The organism is Vibrio sagamiensis NBRC 104589, from assembly GCF_007990935.1.
In the GTDB taxonomy this organism is placed as follows: domain Bacteria; phylum Pseudomonadota; class Gammaproteobacteria; order Enterobacterales; family Vibrionaceae; genus Vibrio; species Vibrio sagamiensis.
Genome location: NZ_BJXJ01000002.1, coordinates 81073 through 96082 on the forward strand (window position 1 = coordinate 81073; position 15010 = coordinate 96082).

The 15010-nt window shown below is 46.3% G+C and carries 10 protein-coding genes; 8 read left to right on the forward strand and 2 right to left on the reverse strand.

The window, feature by feature from the left end:
• The first annotated feature begins 83 nt into the window (after positions 1-83).
• From gltB to VSA01S_RS01590, 8 genes are all read left to right on the forward strand, one after another.
• Complete coding sequence (gene gltB / locus VSA01S_RS01555) at positions 84-4547, forward strand: glutamate synthase large subunit (RefSeq protein ID WP_039978877.1); 4464 nt, start codon at positions 84-86, stop codon at positions 4545-4547.
• A 20-nt stretch (positions 4548-4567) separates the two neighbouring features.
• Complete coding sequence (locus tag VSA01S_RS01560) at positions 4568-5980, forward strand: glutamate synthase small subunit GltD family protein (RefSeq protein WP_039978876.1); 1413 nt, start codon at positions 4568-4570, stop codon at positions 5978-5980.
• A gap of 158 nt (positions 5981-6138) precedes the next feature.
• Positions 6139-6567, forward strand: coding sequence for a DUF1499 domain-containing protein (locus tag VSA01S_RS01565; protein ID WP_083932190.1), 429 nt, complete (start codon positions 6139-6141; stop codon positions 6565-6567).
• A 65-nt stretch (positions 6568-6632) separates the two neighbouring features.
• Positions 6633-7328, forward strand: a complete 696-nt coding sequence (mtnN, locus tag VSA01S_RS01570) for a 5'-methylthioadenosine/S-adenosylhomocysteine nucleosidase (protein ID WP_039978874.1) — start codon at positions 6633-6635, stop codon at positions 7326-7328.
• A 12-nt stretch (positions 7329-7340) separates the two neighbouring features.
• Complete coding sequence (locus VSA01S_RS01575; protein ID WP_039978873.1) at positions 7341-8294, forward strand: cobalamin biosynthesis family protein; 954 nt, start codon at positions 7341-7343, stop codon at positions 8292-8294.
• Positions 8294-9127 carry a vitamin B12 ABC transporter substrate-binding protein BtuF gene (btuF, locus tag VSA01S_RS01580; RefSeq protein ID WP_039978872.1) on the forward strand — a complete coding sequence of 278 codons (834 nt, stop codon included), beginning with the start codon at positions 8294-8296 and terminating at the stop codon, positions 9125-9127. The genes VSA01S_RS01575 and btuF overlap by 1 nt, the downstream gene beginning before the upstream one ends.
• Positions 9128-9195: 68 nt before the next feature.
• On the forward strand, positions 9196-9816 hold the full coding sequence (locus tag VSA01S_RS01585) for a TRIC cation channel family protein (RefSeq protein ID WP_021709906.1): 621 nt from the start codon (positions 9196-9198) through the stop codon (positions 9814-9816).
• Between the two features lie 139 nt (positions 9817-9955).
• Positions 9956-10816 carry a LysR family transcriptional regulator gene (locus VSA01S_RS01590; protein ID WP_039978997.1) on the forward strand — a complete coding sequence of 287 codons (861 nt, stop codon included), beginning with the start codon at positions 9956-9958 and terminating at the stop codon, positions 10814-10816.
• Here VSA01S_RS01590 and VSA01S_RS01595 read toward each other — a convergent pair.
• Positions 10752-11531 (reverse strand): TSUP family transporter, encoded by a 780-nt coding sequence (locus tag VSA01S_RS01595; protein ID WP_039978871.1) that lies wholly within the window; start codon positions 11529-11531, stop codon positions 10752-10754. The two genes, VSA01S_RS01590 and VSA01S_RS01595, sit on opposite strands and share 65 nt — an antisense overlap.
• 233 nt (positions 11532-11764) lie before the next feature.
• Entirely contained in the window at positions 11765-14998 is a 3234-nt protein-coding gene (carB, locus tag VSA01S_RS01600; protein ID WP_039978869.1) for a carbamoyl-phosphate synthase large subunit, read from the reverse strand.
• Positions 14999-15010 lie beyond the last annotated feature (12 nt).

Here is a 15010-nt window from a genome sequence, read left to right on the forward strand (position 1 = left end):
TTACCCATACTCAATCAAAATCATCAACGGATGTCTTGTTGATGTATCTGCCAGGATGACAGATAAGCAAAAGGAGAATTGCTATGGCTCTTTATGATCCAAGTCTTGAAAAAGACAATTGTGGATTCGGCTTAATCGCACATATGGAAGGGCAGCAAAGTCACAAACTGGTTCGAACTGCCATTTATGCTCTCGACCGCATGACTCACCGCGGCGGGATTGCCGCAGATGGAAAAACTGGCGACGGCTGCGGCTTGCTGCTTCAAAAACCCGATTCTTATTTACGTTTGATCGCGGAAGAAAATGGTTTCAAACTTGGCAAGCAGTTTGCTATCGGAATGATCTTCTTTAGCCAAGACCCGCTCAAAGCTCAACTTGCCAAAGACATCGTCAACAAGGAACTTGCCCAAGAGACCTTAACTGTGGCTGGTTGGCGTGAGGTTCCGACTAACTCGGAGGTGCTCGGCCCAATCGCTGTCGATTCACTACCAAATATCCAGCAAGTCTTTATCTCTGCGCCAGCAGGTTGGCGTGAGCGTGATATTGAACGTCGTCTCTACATTGCACGCCGTCGCATCGAAAAACAAATCACTGAAGACCCGGACTTCTACATCTGTAGCTTGTCGACACAAGTTCTAGTGTACAAGGGCCTGTGCATGCCTGCAGACTTACCGCGCTTTTATCTTGATCTGGCGGATTTACGCATGGAATCCGCTATCTGCTTGTTCCACCAGCGATTTTCAACCAATACCCAGCCGCGTTGGCCTCTGGCTCAGCCATTTCGCTACCTCGCTCATAATGGTGAAATAAACACCATTGAAGGCAACCGCCAATGGGCACGAGCACGCGCTTACAAATTCTCATCGCCACTGCTGCCTGACCTCCAAACTGCGGCGCCATTTGTGAATGAAACAGGTTCAGATTCCTCAAGCCTAGATAATATGCTGGACCTCTTTTTAGCAGGCGGCATGGATATCTTCCGCGCCATGCGTATGCTAGTGCCACCAGCATGGCAAAACCACCCAGATATGGACCCGGATCTGCGCGCGTTTTACGACTTCAACTCCAAACACATGGAACCATGGGATGGCCCTGCAGGTATCGTACTGTCCGATGGCCGCTACGCTGCCTGTAACCTCGACCGCAATGGCCTTCGCCCTGCACGCTATGTGATCACAAAAGATAAGTTAATCACATTAGCTTCTGAAGTTGGCATTTGGGAATACGCTCCTGATGAAGTCGCAGAAAAGGGACGTGTTGCTCCTGGAGAGTTATTGGTTATCGATACTCGCAAAGGCAAACTTTGGCAGTCTAGTGAGATCGATACTGATCTCAAATCTCGTCACCCTTACCGAGAATGGATGGAAAACAACGTTCGTAAGCTCACACCTTTTGCTCAGCTACCTGAAGATCAAGTTGGCGAACGCAGCTTTGATGAAGACTTGCTTAAGACTTACCAAAAGCAATTTGCCATGAGTAACGAAGAAGTCGATCAAGTACTGCGTGTCCTCGGTGATATGGGTCAAGAAGCGGTCGGCTCTATGGGTGATGACACCCCAATGGCAGTTCTCTCGTCGAAAGAGCGCTTGGTAACTGACTACTTCCGCCAGAAGTTCGCTCAGGTAACCAACCCGCCAATCGATCCATTGCGTGAAAAACACGTAATGTCACTGGCGACCAGTATTGGCCAGGAGATGAACGTCTTCTGTGAAACCGATGGTCACGCCTATCGAGTGACCTTCGATTCACCAGTACTACTTTACTCAGACATGCAGCAATTGCTTGATCTTGGTGACGATCACTACCGTAATACCATTCTCGACATCAACTACGATCCACAACAGAAAGATCTCAAACAAGCCATTGATGATCTGTGTGAGCAAGCAGAACAGGTCGTACGTGAAGGCACGGTTCTGGTTGTGCTTTCAGATCGCGCTTTAGTCAAAGACAAACTGCCAATTCCTGCAGCAATGGCAGTCGGTGCGGTTCAAACTCGCTTGATCGATGCGAACTTACGTTGTGATGCCAACATTGTTGTTGAGACCGCAACTGCACGTGACCCACACCAATTTGCTGTTTTGCTTGGCTTTGGCGCCACTGCAGTTTACCCATACCTAGCTTATGAAGCGCTAGGAAAGCTGATTGATGATAAAGCGCTAGAAAAAGACTATCGCGATGTGATGCAAAACTACCAATACGGCATCAACAAAGGTCTGTATAAGATCATGTCAAAAATGGGGATTTCTACCATCGCCTCTTACCGTTGCTCACAACTGTTTGAAGCCGTTGGTTTAAGTACAGAAGTCGTAAATCTGTGTTTTAAAGGCGTAACAACTCGTATTGAAGGCGCGAACTTCGATGACTTTCAACAAGACTTGTACAACCTTTCTCGCAAAGCTTGGGCAAAACGTAAGGCCATCGAGCATGGTGGTTTATTGAAATATGTTCATGGAGGTGAGTATCATGCCTATAACCCAGATGTCGTTAGTAAACTACAAAGTGCCGTAAAAACGGGTGATATCAGCGATTATCAACGCTTTTCTTCACAAGTCAACCAACGCCCAGTTGCGATGCTGCGCGACTTAATGTCACTGAAAAAATCAGACTCACCGCTACCACTTGAGCAAATCGAGCCAAGCACAGAACTGTTCAAACGCTTTGACTCGGCGGCCATGTCAATTGGTGCACTTAGCCCAGAAGCACATGAAGCTTTAGCAACAGCTATGAACCGCCTTGGTGGTTACTCTAACTCAGGTGAAGGCGGTGAAGATCCACGTCGCTTCGGTACAGAGCGTAACTCGCGTATCAAGCAGATTGCTTCCGGGCGATTTGGTGTTACGCCTCACTACCTCACCAATGCAGACGTACTGCAGATCAAGGTGGCACAGGGTGCAAAGCCGGGCGAAGGTGGTCAGTTACCGGGACACAAAGTCACCGCAGAAATCGCAAAACTGCGTTATTCGGTACAGGGGGTAACTCTGATCTCCCCTCCTCCACATCACGATATATATTCTATTGAAGACTTAGCCCAGCTGATCTTCGACCTAAAACAAGTCAATCCAAACGCACTGATTTCCGTAAAGTTAGTCTCTGAACCCGGTGTCGGTACTATCGCAACAGGTGTCGCTAAAGCTTACGCAGACCTCATTACCATCTCTGGTTACGACGGCGGTACCGCAGCAAGCCCATTAACTTCTGTGAAATACGCAGGTAGCCCTTGGGAGTTAGGACTGGCAGAAACACAACAAGCACTGGTTGCCAACGGTCTTCGTCATAAGATCCGCTTGCAAGTAGATGGTGGTCTAAAAACCGGTCTAGATGTGGTGAAAGCGGCGATTCTCGGTGCGGAAAGCTTCGGTTTTGGTACTGCACCAATGGTGGCAATGGGTTGTAAGTTCCTACGTATTTGTCACCTCAACAACTGTGCGACTGGCGTTGCAACTCAAGACGAGACATTACGTAATGAGTACTTCAAAGGTTTACCAGAAATGGTGATGAACTACTTCATCGGACTGGCAGACGAAGTACGCGGATTGCTTGCTGAACTTGGCGTTGAAAAACTGACTGACTTGATTGGACGTACAGATCTGTTGGAAAGCGTTGAAGGTCTGACAGCAAAACAAACCAAGCTCGATTTATCGAATATCCTGGAGACACCCATCTCTCCAGAAGGACACCCTCTTTACTGGACACAACCAAATACACCATTTGATAAAGCAGAGCTAAACAACAAGATCATTGAAGACGCGCAGCAAGCGGTTGAAAAACGACAATCTACTAGCTTCTTCTACAACGTGATCAATACCGACCGTTCTGTTGGTGCTCGATTATCAGGTGAAATAGCTCAGCGCTACGGTAACCAAGGCATGGCGGCAACCCCCATCAAATTATACTTAGATGGCACTGCTGGTCAGTCATTTGGCGTTTGGAACGCAGGTGGCGTTGAGCTTTACCTCACTGGCGATGCAAACGACTATGTAGGCAAAGGCATGGCTGGCGGTAAGGTGGTAATCAAACCCCATCTAGGCACTGCATTTAAGTGTAATGATGCGACTATCATTGGTAACACTTGTCTGTACGGCGCGACCGGCGGTAAGCTGTTTGCGGCAGGTAAAGCCGGTGAACGCTTTGGCGTGCGCAATTCAGGTACGATTGCCGTTATTGAAGGTGCTGGCGATAACGCTTGTGAGTACATGACAGGTGGCATTGTTGCCATACTAGGCGCGACCGGCGTGAACTTCGGCGCAGGCATGACCGGCGGTTTTGCTTACGTATTAGATGAGAATCAAGACTTCCAAGGTCGCGTGAACAACGAATCGGTTGAAGCGATTTCTCTGTCAGATCTCTACATCCATCAGGAGCACTTACGTGGCCTGATTGCCGAACATCTTGAAGAAACCGGATCGAGTCACGCAGAAGATATCTTGGCGAACTTTGATGAATGGATTCCAAAGTTCTATTTGGTCAAACCACAAGCGGCAGACTTGCGTACACTGCTTGGTCACCAGAGTCGCAGTGCCGCAGAACTGCGCGTTCAAGCCCAGTAATCATGGAGGATATTTGAATCATGAGCCAGAACGTTTATCAATTTATCGATGTTAAGCGCGTAGATCCTGCGAAAAAGCCCCTCAAAGTTCGTAAGATCGAGTTCGTTGAAATTTATGAACCGTTTACCAAGCAGCAAGCGACAGCTCAAGCGGATCGTTGCTTAGATTGCGGTAACCCATATTGTGAATGGAAGTGTCCGGTCCACAACTACATCCCTCAGTGGCTAAAACTGGCTAATGAGGGGCGCATTCTAGAAGCCGTCGAACTCTCACATCAAACCAACAGCTTGCCTGAAGTTTGTGGCCGAGTATGCCCACAAGATCGCTTGTGTGAAGGTTCTTGTACTCTCAATGATGACTTTGGCGCGGTCACCATAGGTAACGTTGAGAAATACATTACCGACAAAGCCTTTGAGATGGGTTGGAAGCCAGACATGTCTAAGGTCGAATGGACTGATAAAAAAGTCGCCATCATTGGTGCAGGTCCAGCAGGTTTAGCTGCCGCCGATATCTTAGTTCGTAACGGAGTAAAACCCGTGGTGTTTGACCGCTACCCTGAGATAGGTGGGCTCCTGACCTTCGGTATTCCTTCATTCAAGCTTGAAAAAGGCGTGATGGAAAATCGCCGTCGTATCTTCACCGAAATGGGCGTCGAGTTTTGTATGAATGTCGAGGTGGGCAAAGATGTTCAAATGCAAGAACTGCTCGATGAGTACGATGCCGTCTTTTTAGGTGTAGGTACTTACAAATACATGCGTGCAGGATTAGAAAGTGAGGGTGCGCCGGGCGTTTACGATGCTTTACCCTTCTTGATTTCGAATACTTACAAGGTCATGGGCTTGGAGCACGACAAACCTTTTATCGACATGGCAAAACAACGCGTCGTCGTACTTGGTGGTGGTGATACCGCAATGGACTGTGTTCGTACCTCTATCCGCCAAGGCGCGTCAAACGTGGTATGTGCTTACCGTCGTGATGAAGCCAATATGCCAGGTTCTCGCCGCGAGGTGAAAAACGCCAAGGAAGAAGGCGTGAAGTTCATGTTTAATCTTCAACCTTTAGGAATTGAAGTCGATGCGTCAGGTAAGGTCTCAGGAGTCAAAGTAGTGAAAACCGCACTTGGTGAACCTGATGACGCAGGTCGTCGACGTCCAGAACCTGTCGAAGGCAGCGAACACGTTCTACCTGCAGACGTCGTCATCATGGCGTTTGGTTTCCAGCCACACAAAATGGATTGGTTAGCGCCGTTTGATGTTGAGTTGGATCCGTGGGGACGCATCAAAGCCTCTGCCAAACAAGAATTCCAATTCCAAACCAGTAACGCCAAAATCTTTGCTGGCGGAGACGCGGTAAGAGGCTCCGATCTTGTTGTAACTGCCATCGATGAAGGACGTAAGGCCGCAGCAGGCATTCTCGACTACCTTGATGTTTAGGGCCGTCTCTTGTCTTAAATAAAGGGGCTCAATCGGGCCTCTTATACCCAAGCGATCTCAAGGTACAGAAGTTGCTTGGGTATAAAACAGAAACATCATGTGATCATCTCAGTACAATTTAGGTATATACTGAGGAACCATCAGCAAAAAAGAAAACCATGAAAAAAACGGCACTCCTTCCTATTATATTTTTCAATTTAACTGCATGCAGTCAAGGAATGACCTCAATGATCGATCGCTCTCACATGCCTTGTGGCAATAAACCTAATTGTGTCTCGACTCAAGATACTCGAGCCAAATTTGCACTTATACCATATACACTCAGCGATTCAGCGACTATCGATGCGATTGAGCAAGCGGCTTTAGCGCTACCCGGAGCAAAGACCGCTGTTAAACAAAATGACTACTTGCGCATTGAATGTACATCCAAAATCATGCGATTTGTCGACGATTTAGAATTAAAGATCAAAGGTAACACCCTGCTCGTCCGATCTGAATCTCGTGTCGGTTATTCAGACTTTGGCGTGAACCGTAAACGTGCAGATCAACTCAGAACCTTGCTAATAGAAGCAAAGTTAATCAAATAACGCCCCTATATCAACACAGAGTGGTATACTCTCATAAAATTAATTGTTATCAATAAGAGAGTATTATGAAAGTTGGTATCATCGGCGCGATGGAACAGGAAGTGACCATATTAAAAGAAACAATGACAAACTGCCAAACTGTAACGAAGGCAGGTTGTACATTCTTCTCTGGACAAATCAACGATGTTGACGTGGTTCTACTTCAATCGGGTATCGGTAAAGTCGCAGCAGCAATAGGCACAACCATTCTGTTAGACGAATACCAACCAGATGTTGTCATTAACACCGGTTCAGCGGGTGGTTTTGACGCCAGCCTAAATCTTGGTGATGTCGTTATTTCAACTGAAGTTCGTCATCACGACGCAGATGTGACTGCATTTGGCTACGAAATGGGGCAAATGGCAGGCCAACCTGCGGCATTCCGAGCCGATAATAAATTAGTTGAACTCGCCGAAAACGCACTCGCACAAATGGAAAATACCCATGCAGTTCGTGGTCTTATCTGTACAGGTGATGCATTCGTTTGTACTTCTGAGCGCCAAGAGTTTATCCGCAGTCATTTCCCGAAAGCTATCGCAGTAGAAATGGAAGCATCCGCCATCGCTCAAACTTGTCACCAATTCAACACACCTTTTGTCGTAGTGCGCGCCATCTCAGATGTTGCAGACAAAGAATCACCAATGAGTTTTGAAGAGTTTTTGCCATTAGCAGCAAAGAGCTCCTCAGAAATGGTGTTCAACATGTTGGAATTGACTAAATAAACCTTCTCTTAGATGAAAGAATTCTTTCAACTTTTGTATGCTGATGGTGTGCTCCTCGTTATGTGGGGAGCACTGCTCTTTCATCTCGTTCTCCCTATCCCCCATTCTTTACACCCGGTCACGCTTTGGCAAAAATTTGCTGAACAACTGATGGGGAAAGTAAATAATCATCATAGCAACTCCCAAAGTATCATTTCTGGCAGTCTTGCCCTGCTGCTTATGCTGCTTCCTTGTCTCATTTTGTTGATCGCAATGAAGCCATTAGTGTGGCAAGCCCCTTTATTTGAACTGGCTTTACTGCTAATTGCTCTCGATTGGTGTAAGAACGAAACATTGACCAAAAAGCTTGTTAACGCATTAGCTAATCAAGACAAAATTCGAGCCAGAACACTCTTAAAACCATACCTCAATCGTGACACCGATACGCTGTCTCTATTAGGTATCGGTAAAGCCGGCGCAGAAACCATCATAATGGGCTATGGACGAAACGTCGTGTGCGTTTTATTTTGGTATGGCTTGACTGGTGGCATTGGTGCCATCCTGTACCGTCTCACGGCGGAACTTGCCCGAGCTTGGTCACCCAGTCGCCGTCAATATAACCCATTTGGCAAACCCGCCATCCAAGTGACAGCGGCCCTCGAGCTTGTCCCTTTGCGCCTATTTTCCTTGCTGATTGTGGTTGGTAAAAATGGCTTATATGTACTAAAAAACGTGCTCCAACAAGCAAAATCATGGCCTTTACCCGGTCCAGGCTGGCTACTCTGTTCAATTGGAATTAAGCTGCAATTGTCATTGGGAGGGCCGGCATTATATCAAGGTCATCGCTCAGAACGTGCTAAAATTGGCGGCAGAATTGCTCCTTCAGCGATTCACCTTGCACAAATACAAACGTTACTCGTGTGGCGTATTTTTACTTGGATTGTCATCCAAAGCGTATTACTTGGCCTCATTTATCAGGGACTATAATGAACCCACTTTTGTTAGCTTTGCCTGCTATTATCATGTTGTTTTCAGCTCAACCATACGCTCACACAGAAGTGCAAAAAGTGATTAGCCTTTCTCCACACGCAACCGAACTTGCCTATGCTGCGGGATTAGGTGACAAACTGATTGCCGTGAGTGAAATGAGCGATTATCCACAACAAGCCAAACAACTGGAAACCGTCTCCAATTACCAAGGGATTAAACTCGAACGTATTCTTACTCTTAAGCCTGACCTTGTACTTGCTTGGCCGGAGGGTAATCCGGTAAAAGAACTGGAGAAATTGGCTCAATTTGGGATACCGATATATGATACCACTGCACATTCTCTAGAAGATATTGCTAAACATATTGAGCAATTGAGTGTTTACACTGAGAAGCCTGAAGTGGGCCAAAAAGCCGCCGCAAATTTTCGAGCCCAATTAGAGTTATTGCAAACCAAATACCAGACAAACAACAAAGTACGCTACTTTTACCAAATAAGCGACAAACCTCTTATGACCGTCACGGGACACCATTGGCCCAGTGAAGTGTTTCACTTTTGTGGTGGCGAGAATATTTTCGAGAGTTCTCTTGCCCCTTATCCACAAGTCAACCTTGAGCAGGTCATTCTCCGCCAACCGGAAGCGCTTTTTGTTTCTCGACAATCCGTCGGACAACAAGGGATCTGGAACAAATGGAAACCTGACCTTATCGCTTTTCAAAATGGCAATGTCTGGTCTCCTAACCGTGACTGGCTTAATCGCCAAACTCCCAGAACCTTACAAGCAGTAAAAGAAGTGTGCGAATATTTTGAGCGTGTTCGGCAAAAACGCTAACGTTTTCGTGGCAAATCTCGTACAATTCCCGTCCATTTTCCACAAGTTGTTTAAAGGTACCAAGTAACATGGACTCCATGCTGCTTTATATGATCGATTTATTCGGTACTGCTATTTTTGCTATTTCAGGTGTATTGCTCGCTGGTCGCCTAAAAATGGATCCTTTCGGTGTGGTCGTTCTTGGCAGCGTCACCGCGATCGGTGGTGGCACAATAAGAGACATGACACTCGGCGCAACCCCCGTTTTTTGGGTCATTAACAATACTTACCTATGGGTCATTTTGATCACCTGTGTCGTCACTATGCTTCTAGTACGCCGCCCCAAACGTTTAGCTTGGTGGGTCTTACCAGTATGTGACGCGATAGGCTTAGCGGTATTTGTTGGGATTGGTGTCGAAAAAGCGCTGGCTTATAACGCTTCCAGCATGGTAGCGGTCATTATGGGAGTCATTACCGGCTGTGGTGGCGGTATAATCCGTGATGTTCTCGCACGTGAAGTCCCCATGGTATTACGTAGCGAAGTATACGCAACAGCCTGCATTTTAGGCGGCGTTTGTCACACAGTCGTGCTGCACTTTACTCAAGACCACTCTGCTGCATTACTCAGCGGTATCGTCTCTACTTTGCTTATCAGGCTGGCTGCAATTCGCTGGCATTTGTCTTTGCCTATTTTTGCTATTAATCGATAAGGGTTAAACATCTTTAAACAAGGTACGAATTCAAAAAACTAAACTCATGCTAGGCTCTGCCTTAGGATTTAACCATTGGCATCTTTATCAAAACTTGGCTATATTGGCGCCATTATTATTCCTATTATTCACGAGCGATATGTTACTCGAAGGCATTGAAACACTGTTAGTGTTGAGCAAAGCAAAAACGATGAGCCGCACTGGGAGTTTGCTGTATATCAGCCAATCTGCAGTGAGTAAACGTATCGCTAACTTAGAAAAAAAACTGGGGAAGAAACTTGTAGAGCCGTCGGGGCGAACCATTAAACTGACACCAGATGGCCTTGCGTTAATCGAAAATATTGGACCATCATTTAATGAATTACGTGGTCTTATTTATGAACAACAAGAACTTGAAGATACATCTTTAATTACCTTAGATAGCTCAAAATCTCTTATTGCTGGTTACCTTGGAAAAACCATTGGTGATTACTTCAAGCACGATCAATATTTAACGATCACAACCAACCACAGCCCAAGAATTGTAGAACGAGTCCAATCGGGTAAAGCAACGATTGGCCTTTGTGCTGGCTTGCTTCCGGCTCATCATGGCTTGATGGCTTTTCACTTATGTGATGAACCTTTCTTCCTTATTAATGATCAACCGTTGCACTCCCTACCAGAAAGAGTCATCACTAATGATTTAACCAATCCTGCCAATAACTACCAACTTCCTGCATTAGAAAAACTAGGAATTAAGCCACTGATGGAAATGGATGCGTACACTGCAGCAGCGCAGCTTGCACTCGGTGGCGTTGCCCCAGCATTGATTCCATTATCTATTGTAAAAGCACTCAAGATCCCTGCTCATTATTGCTTTACCTTTGAAGCACTAGAATCTTTAATTCGACCAATTCATATCTGTGTTAGACAGAATGTCTATCAGTCACCAAGAGTTAAAGCACTGATAAAAACCATTGCTGATGTTGTTGCCAAAGAAGTTTTAATGCCATCAGCATAGACATAATAATCACAATGGGTTTGATCCACTTTTGCCCTTTGGTGACCACGACTTTTGCGCCAAATTGTGCGCCAATAAAGCCACCTATTGCCATCGTCAATCCGATCTCCCAAACCGGCAGGCCTGCCAAAATAAAAAACAGTAACGCAGCAAGATTAGAGGTAAAGTTTAAAACTTTTGTCCGTGCTGTAGCCTCAATCAAAGAACAGTTAGCAAGCACAACAAAGCACACGGTAAATATCGATCCTGTTCCTGGACCAAAAAAGCCATCATAGAAACCAACCCCGCCCCCAATAGACAATGCAAATATCGCTTCAGATAGCTTAGCCTTTGTGTCTGTTTGAGTGGTAACTGGTGCGAGCAAAAAGTACAGAGAGATGGCAATTAGTAACACAGGAATCAAGCTCGTGAGTATACTCGCATCGATATATTGCACCACTTCTGCCCCGATCGCCGACCCGATAAACGTACAGAAAATAGCAAGTCGCATCTGTTTTAGACTGACAACCCCATTGCGTACAAAAAACCAACTCGCAGAAAAACTACCAAATGAACTTTGCAGCTTATTGGTGGCTAATGCTTGAGTAGGAGTTAAACCTGAAGCTAATAATGCGGGTAATGTGATTAATCCGCCGCCCCCAGCCATGGCATCGATAAATCCAGCCACTGATGCCACAAAAAATAACATCGTAAGAATCTCAAAGCTCAATTCCATCTAACCACCCAATAATTATAAAAGTAACAATTTCGGGTACATTAACACTGATTGAGATAAGAGATAATGGAAAGTCTAGATACTGATCTATTCCTTTTTTTCATGATTAGACCGAATCTCGGTTGACTGAGCAAACGAATTAGAGCAATGATTTAAAAAAAAAGCCCGTTCAGCTGAACGGGCAACGAGGTTGTCTATAAGCCCTACTTTACAGGCTTACTGATTTTTATCTATTACGCTTCTAAGCTCGCTTTCACTTTTGCGTGTAGCTCTTGAACCGACGTTACTGTGTTCTTCGCGTCTGCTGTGTGTGCCATACAAGTTGCGAATGCAGCGTTTAACGTTGTCGTGTAGTTCACTTTCTCAGCCAGTGCACCGCGACGTAGAACTTTTGAGTCCTCAATCGCTTGACGGCCAGCTGCAGTGTTCACGATGTAGGTGTACTCGTTGTTCTTGATACGGTCAAGAATATGAGGACGGCCTTCGTGTACCTTGTTTACTAGACGTGGGTTGATGCCCGCTTCGCCAAGAATCACAGCTGTACCGTGTGTTGCGTCTAGCTGGTAGCCAAGCTTAGATAGCTTAGATGCTAGGTCTACAACTCGCTCTTTATCGCCTTCGCGAACAGAAAGAAGTGCACGGCCGCCTTCTGGGTAGATGTTGCCACAACCCAATTCCGCTTTAGAGTAAGCTTCTGCGAACGTTGCGCCAACACCCATAACCTCACCAGTAGAGCGCATTTCTGGGCCTAACAGTGGGTCAACACCTGGGAACTTGTTGAATGGAAGTACCACTTCCTTCACTGAGTAGTACGGTGGGATGATTTCTTTCGTAAAGCCTTGAGACTCTAGAGATTGACCCGCCATAACACGTGCTGCAATCTTAGCAATTGGTGCGCCAGTTGCTTTAGATACGAACGGTACCGTACGTGCTGCTCGAGGGTTAACCTCGATTAGGTACACTTGGTTATTCTTAACCGCAAACTGCGTATTCATCAGACCACGAACACCCAACTCGAACGCCAGCTTTTCAACTTGCTCGCGCATTACGTCTTGGATTTCTTGGCTTAGCGTGTAAGCAGGAAGGGAACATGCTGAGTCACCTGAGTGAACACCCGCTTGTTCGATGTGCTCCATGATACCGCCGATAACTACGCGCTCACCGTCACAGATAGCATCGATATCCACTTCAACTGCGTCGTCTAGGAAGCTATCAAGAAGAACTGGAGATTCGTTCGATACGCTTACTGCTTCGTTGAAGTAGCGACGTAAATCTTGCTCATCGTATACGATTTCCATCGCACGACCACCAAGTACGTAAGAAGGACGTACAACCAATGGGTAACCGATTTCACGAGATTTCTCTACCGCTTGTTCCATTGTTGTTACTGTCGCGTTCTCAGGCTGTAGCAGACCTAGACGGTCAACAGCAACTTGGAAACGCTCACGGTCTTCCGCACGGTCGATTGCGTCAGGGCTAGTACCGATGATTGGCACACCAGCCGCTTCTAATGCGCGAGCCAGTTTAAGTGGCGTTTGACCACCGTACTGAACGATAACGCCTTTTGGCTTCTCAACGCGAGCGATTGCTAGGACATCTTCCAGTGTGACAGGTTCGAAGTACAGACGGTCAGATGTGTCGTAATCTGTTGAAACTGTCTCAGGGTTACAGTTAACCATGATAGTCTCAAAGCCATCTTCACGTAGAGCTAGTGATGCGTGTACACAACAGTAGTCAAATTCGATACCTTGGCCGATACGGTTTGGACCGCCGCCTAGAATCATGATCTTGTCTTTGTTTGTTGGGTTTGCTTCACACTCGTCATCGTAAGATGAGTACATGTAAGCCGTATCTGAAGAGAACTCAGCCGCACACGTATCAACGCGCTTGTACACAGGGTGGATATCGTATTGGTCACGTAGACGACGGATTTCGCTTTCTGCTACACCTAGAATCTTAGATAGGCGCGCATCAGCAAAACCTTTACGCTTCAGTTTGTTAAGCTCTTCTTTGTTCAGACCAGCAAAGCCTTTCGCTTTAAGTTCTTGCTCAAGCTTAACGATGTCTTCGATTTGAACCAGGAACCAACGGTCGATTTGCGTTAGGTTGAATACGCCATCTACAGACATACCCGCACGGAATGCATCCGCGATGTACCAAATACGCTCTGCGCCAGCTTCTTTTAGTTCGTGACGAATTGTTGTTAGTGCGTCTGGCGCATCTAGGTCAACCATTTCGTCAAAGCCTGTCGCGCCAACTTCTAGGCCGCGAAGTGCTTTTTGTAGAGACTCTTGTTGGTTACGGCCGATAGCCATAACTTCACCAACAGACTTCATTTGCGTCGTTAGACGGTCATTAGCACCTGCGAATTTCTCGAAGTTAAAACGAGGAATCTTAGTGACTACGTAGTCGATGGTTGGTTCGAATGATGCTGGAGTTGCGCCGCCAGTGATGTCATTCATTAGCTCGTCTAGCGTGAAGCCAACTGCCAGTTTCGCTGCAATCTTAGCGATTGGGAAACCTGTCGCTTTAGATGCTAGTGCAGAAGAACGAGATACACGTGGGTTCATCTCGATGATAACCATACGGCCATCTTTCGGGTTGATACCAAACTGTACGTTAGAACCACCAGTTTCAACACCAATCTCACGCAGTACTGCTAGAGAAGCGTTACGCATCAGTTGGTATTCTTTGTCTGTTAGCGTCTGTGCTGGTGCAACTGTGATTGAGTCACCCGTGTGGATACCCATTGGGTCAAAGTTTTCAATCGCACATACGATAATACAGTTGTCCGCTTTGTCACGAACCACTTCCATCTCGTACTCTTTCCAACCGATCAGAGATTCGTCGATTAGAAGCTCGTTGGTTGGAGACAGGTCCAGACCACGACGACAAATTTCTTCAAATTCTTCTTTGTTGTAAGCGATACCACCGCCAGTACCACCCATAGTGAATGATGGACGGATGATACATGGGAAACCAACCATATCTAGAACGCCGTAAGCTTCTTCCATGGTTTTAGCCGTATCAGCGCGTGGACACTCAAGGCCGATAGACTTCATCGCTTTATCGAAACGAGAACGGTCTTCCGCTTTGTCGATTGCGTCAGCCGTTGCACCAATCATCTCTACACCGAACTCTTCAAGAACACCGTGTTTCTCTAGGTCTAGTGCACAGTTAAGTGCTGTTTGGCCACCCATTGTAGGTAGAACTGCATCTGGCTTCTCTTTCGCAATAATGTTGCGAACAACTTCCCATTGGATAGGCTCGATGTAAGTTGCATCAGCCATATCAGGGTCAGTCATGATGGTCGCTGGGTTCGAGTTTACAAGAATAACTCGGTAACCTTCTTCGCGAAGCGCTTTACAAGCTTGAGCACCAGAGTAATCGAACTCACATGCTTGGCCGATAACGATCGGGCCAGCACCTAGAATTAGAATACTTTTAATGTCAGTACGTTTTGGCATTGTCTACTACTC

Excerpts from the sequence above, each read along its gene's own strand:
- gltB (WP_039978877.1), top strand. The coding sequence starts at position 84 with ATGGCTCTTTATGATCCAAGTCTTGAAAAAGACAATTGTGGATTCGGC.
- VSA01S_RS01560 (WP_039978876.1), top strand. The coding sequence starts at position 4,568 with ATGAGCCAGAACGTTTATCAATTTATCGATGTTAAGCGCGTAGATCCT.
- VSA01S_RS01565 (WP_083932190.1), top strand. The coding sequence starts at position 6,139 with ATGAAAAAAACGGCACTCCTTCCTATTATATTTTTCAATTTAACTGCA.
- mtnN (WP_039978874.1), top strand. The coding sequence starts at position 6,633 with ATGAAAGTTGGTATCATCGGCGCGATGGAACAGGAAGTGACCATATTA.
- VSA01S_RS01575 (WP_039978873.1), top strand. The coding sequence starts at position 7,341 with ATGAAAGAATTCTTTCAACTTTTGTATGCTGATGGTGTGCTCCTCGTT.
- btuF (WP_039978872.1), top strand. The coding sequence starts at position 8,294 with ATGAACCCACTTTTGTTAGCTTTGCCTGCTATTATCATGTTGTTTTCA.
- VSA01S_RS01585 (WP_021709906.1), top strand. The coding sequence starts at position 9,196 with ATGGACTCCATGCTGCTTTATATGATCGATTTATTCGGTACTGCTATT.
- VSA01S_RS01590 (WP_039978997.1), top strand. The coding sequence starts at position 9,956 with ATGTTACTCGAAGGCATTGAAACACTGTTAGTGTTGAGCAAAGCAAAA.
- VSA01S_RS01595 (WP_039978871.1), bottom strand. The coding sequence starts at position 11,531 with ATGGAATTGAGCTTTGAGATTCTTACGATGTTATTTTTTGTGGCATCA.
- carB (WP_039978869.1), bottom strand. The coding sequence starts at position 14,998 with ATGCCAAAACGTACTGACATTAAAAGTATTCTAATTCTAGGTGCTGGC.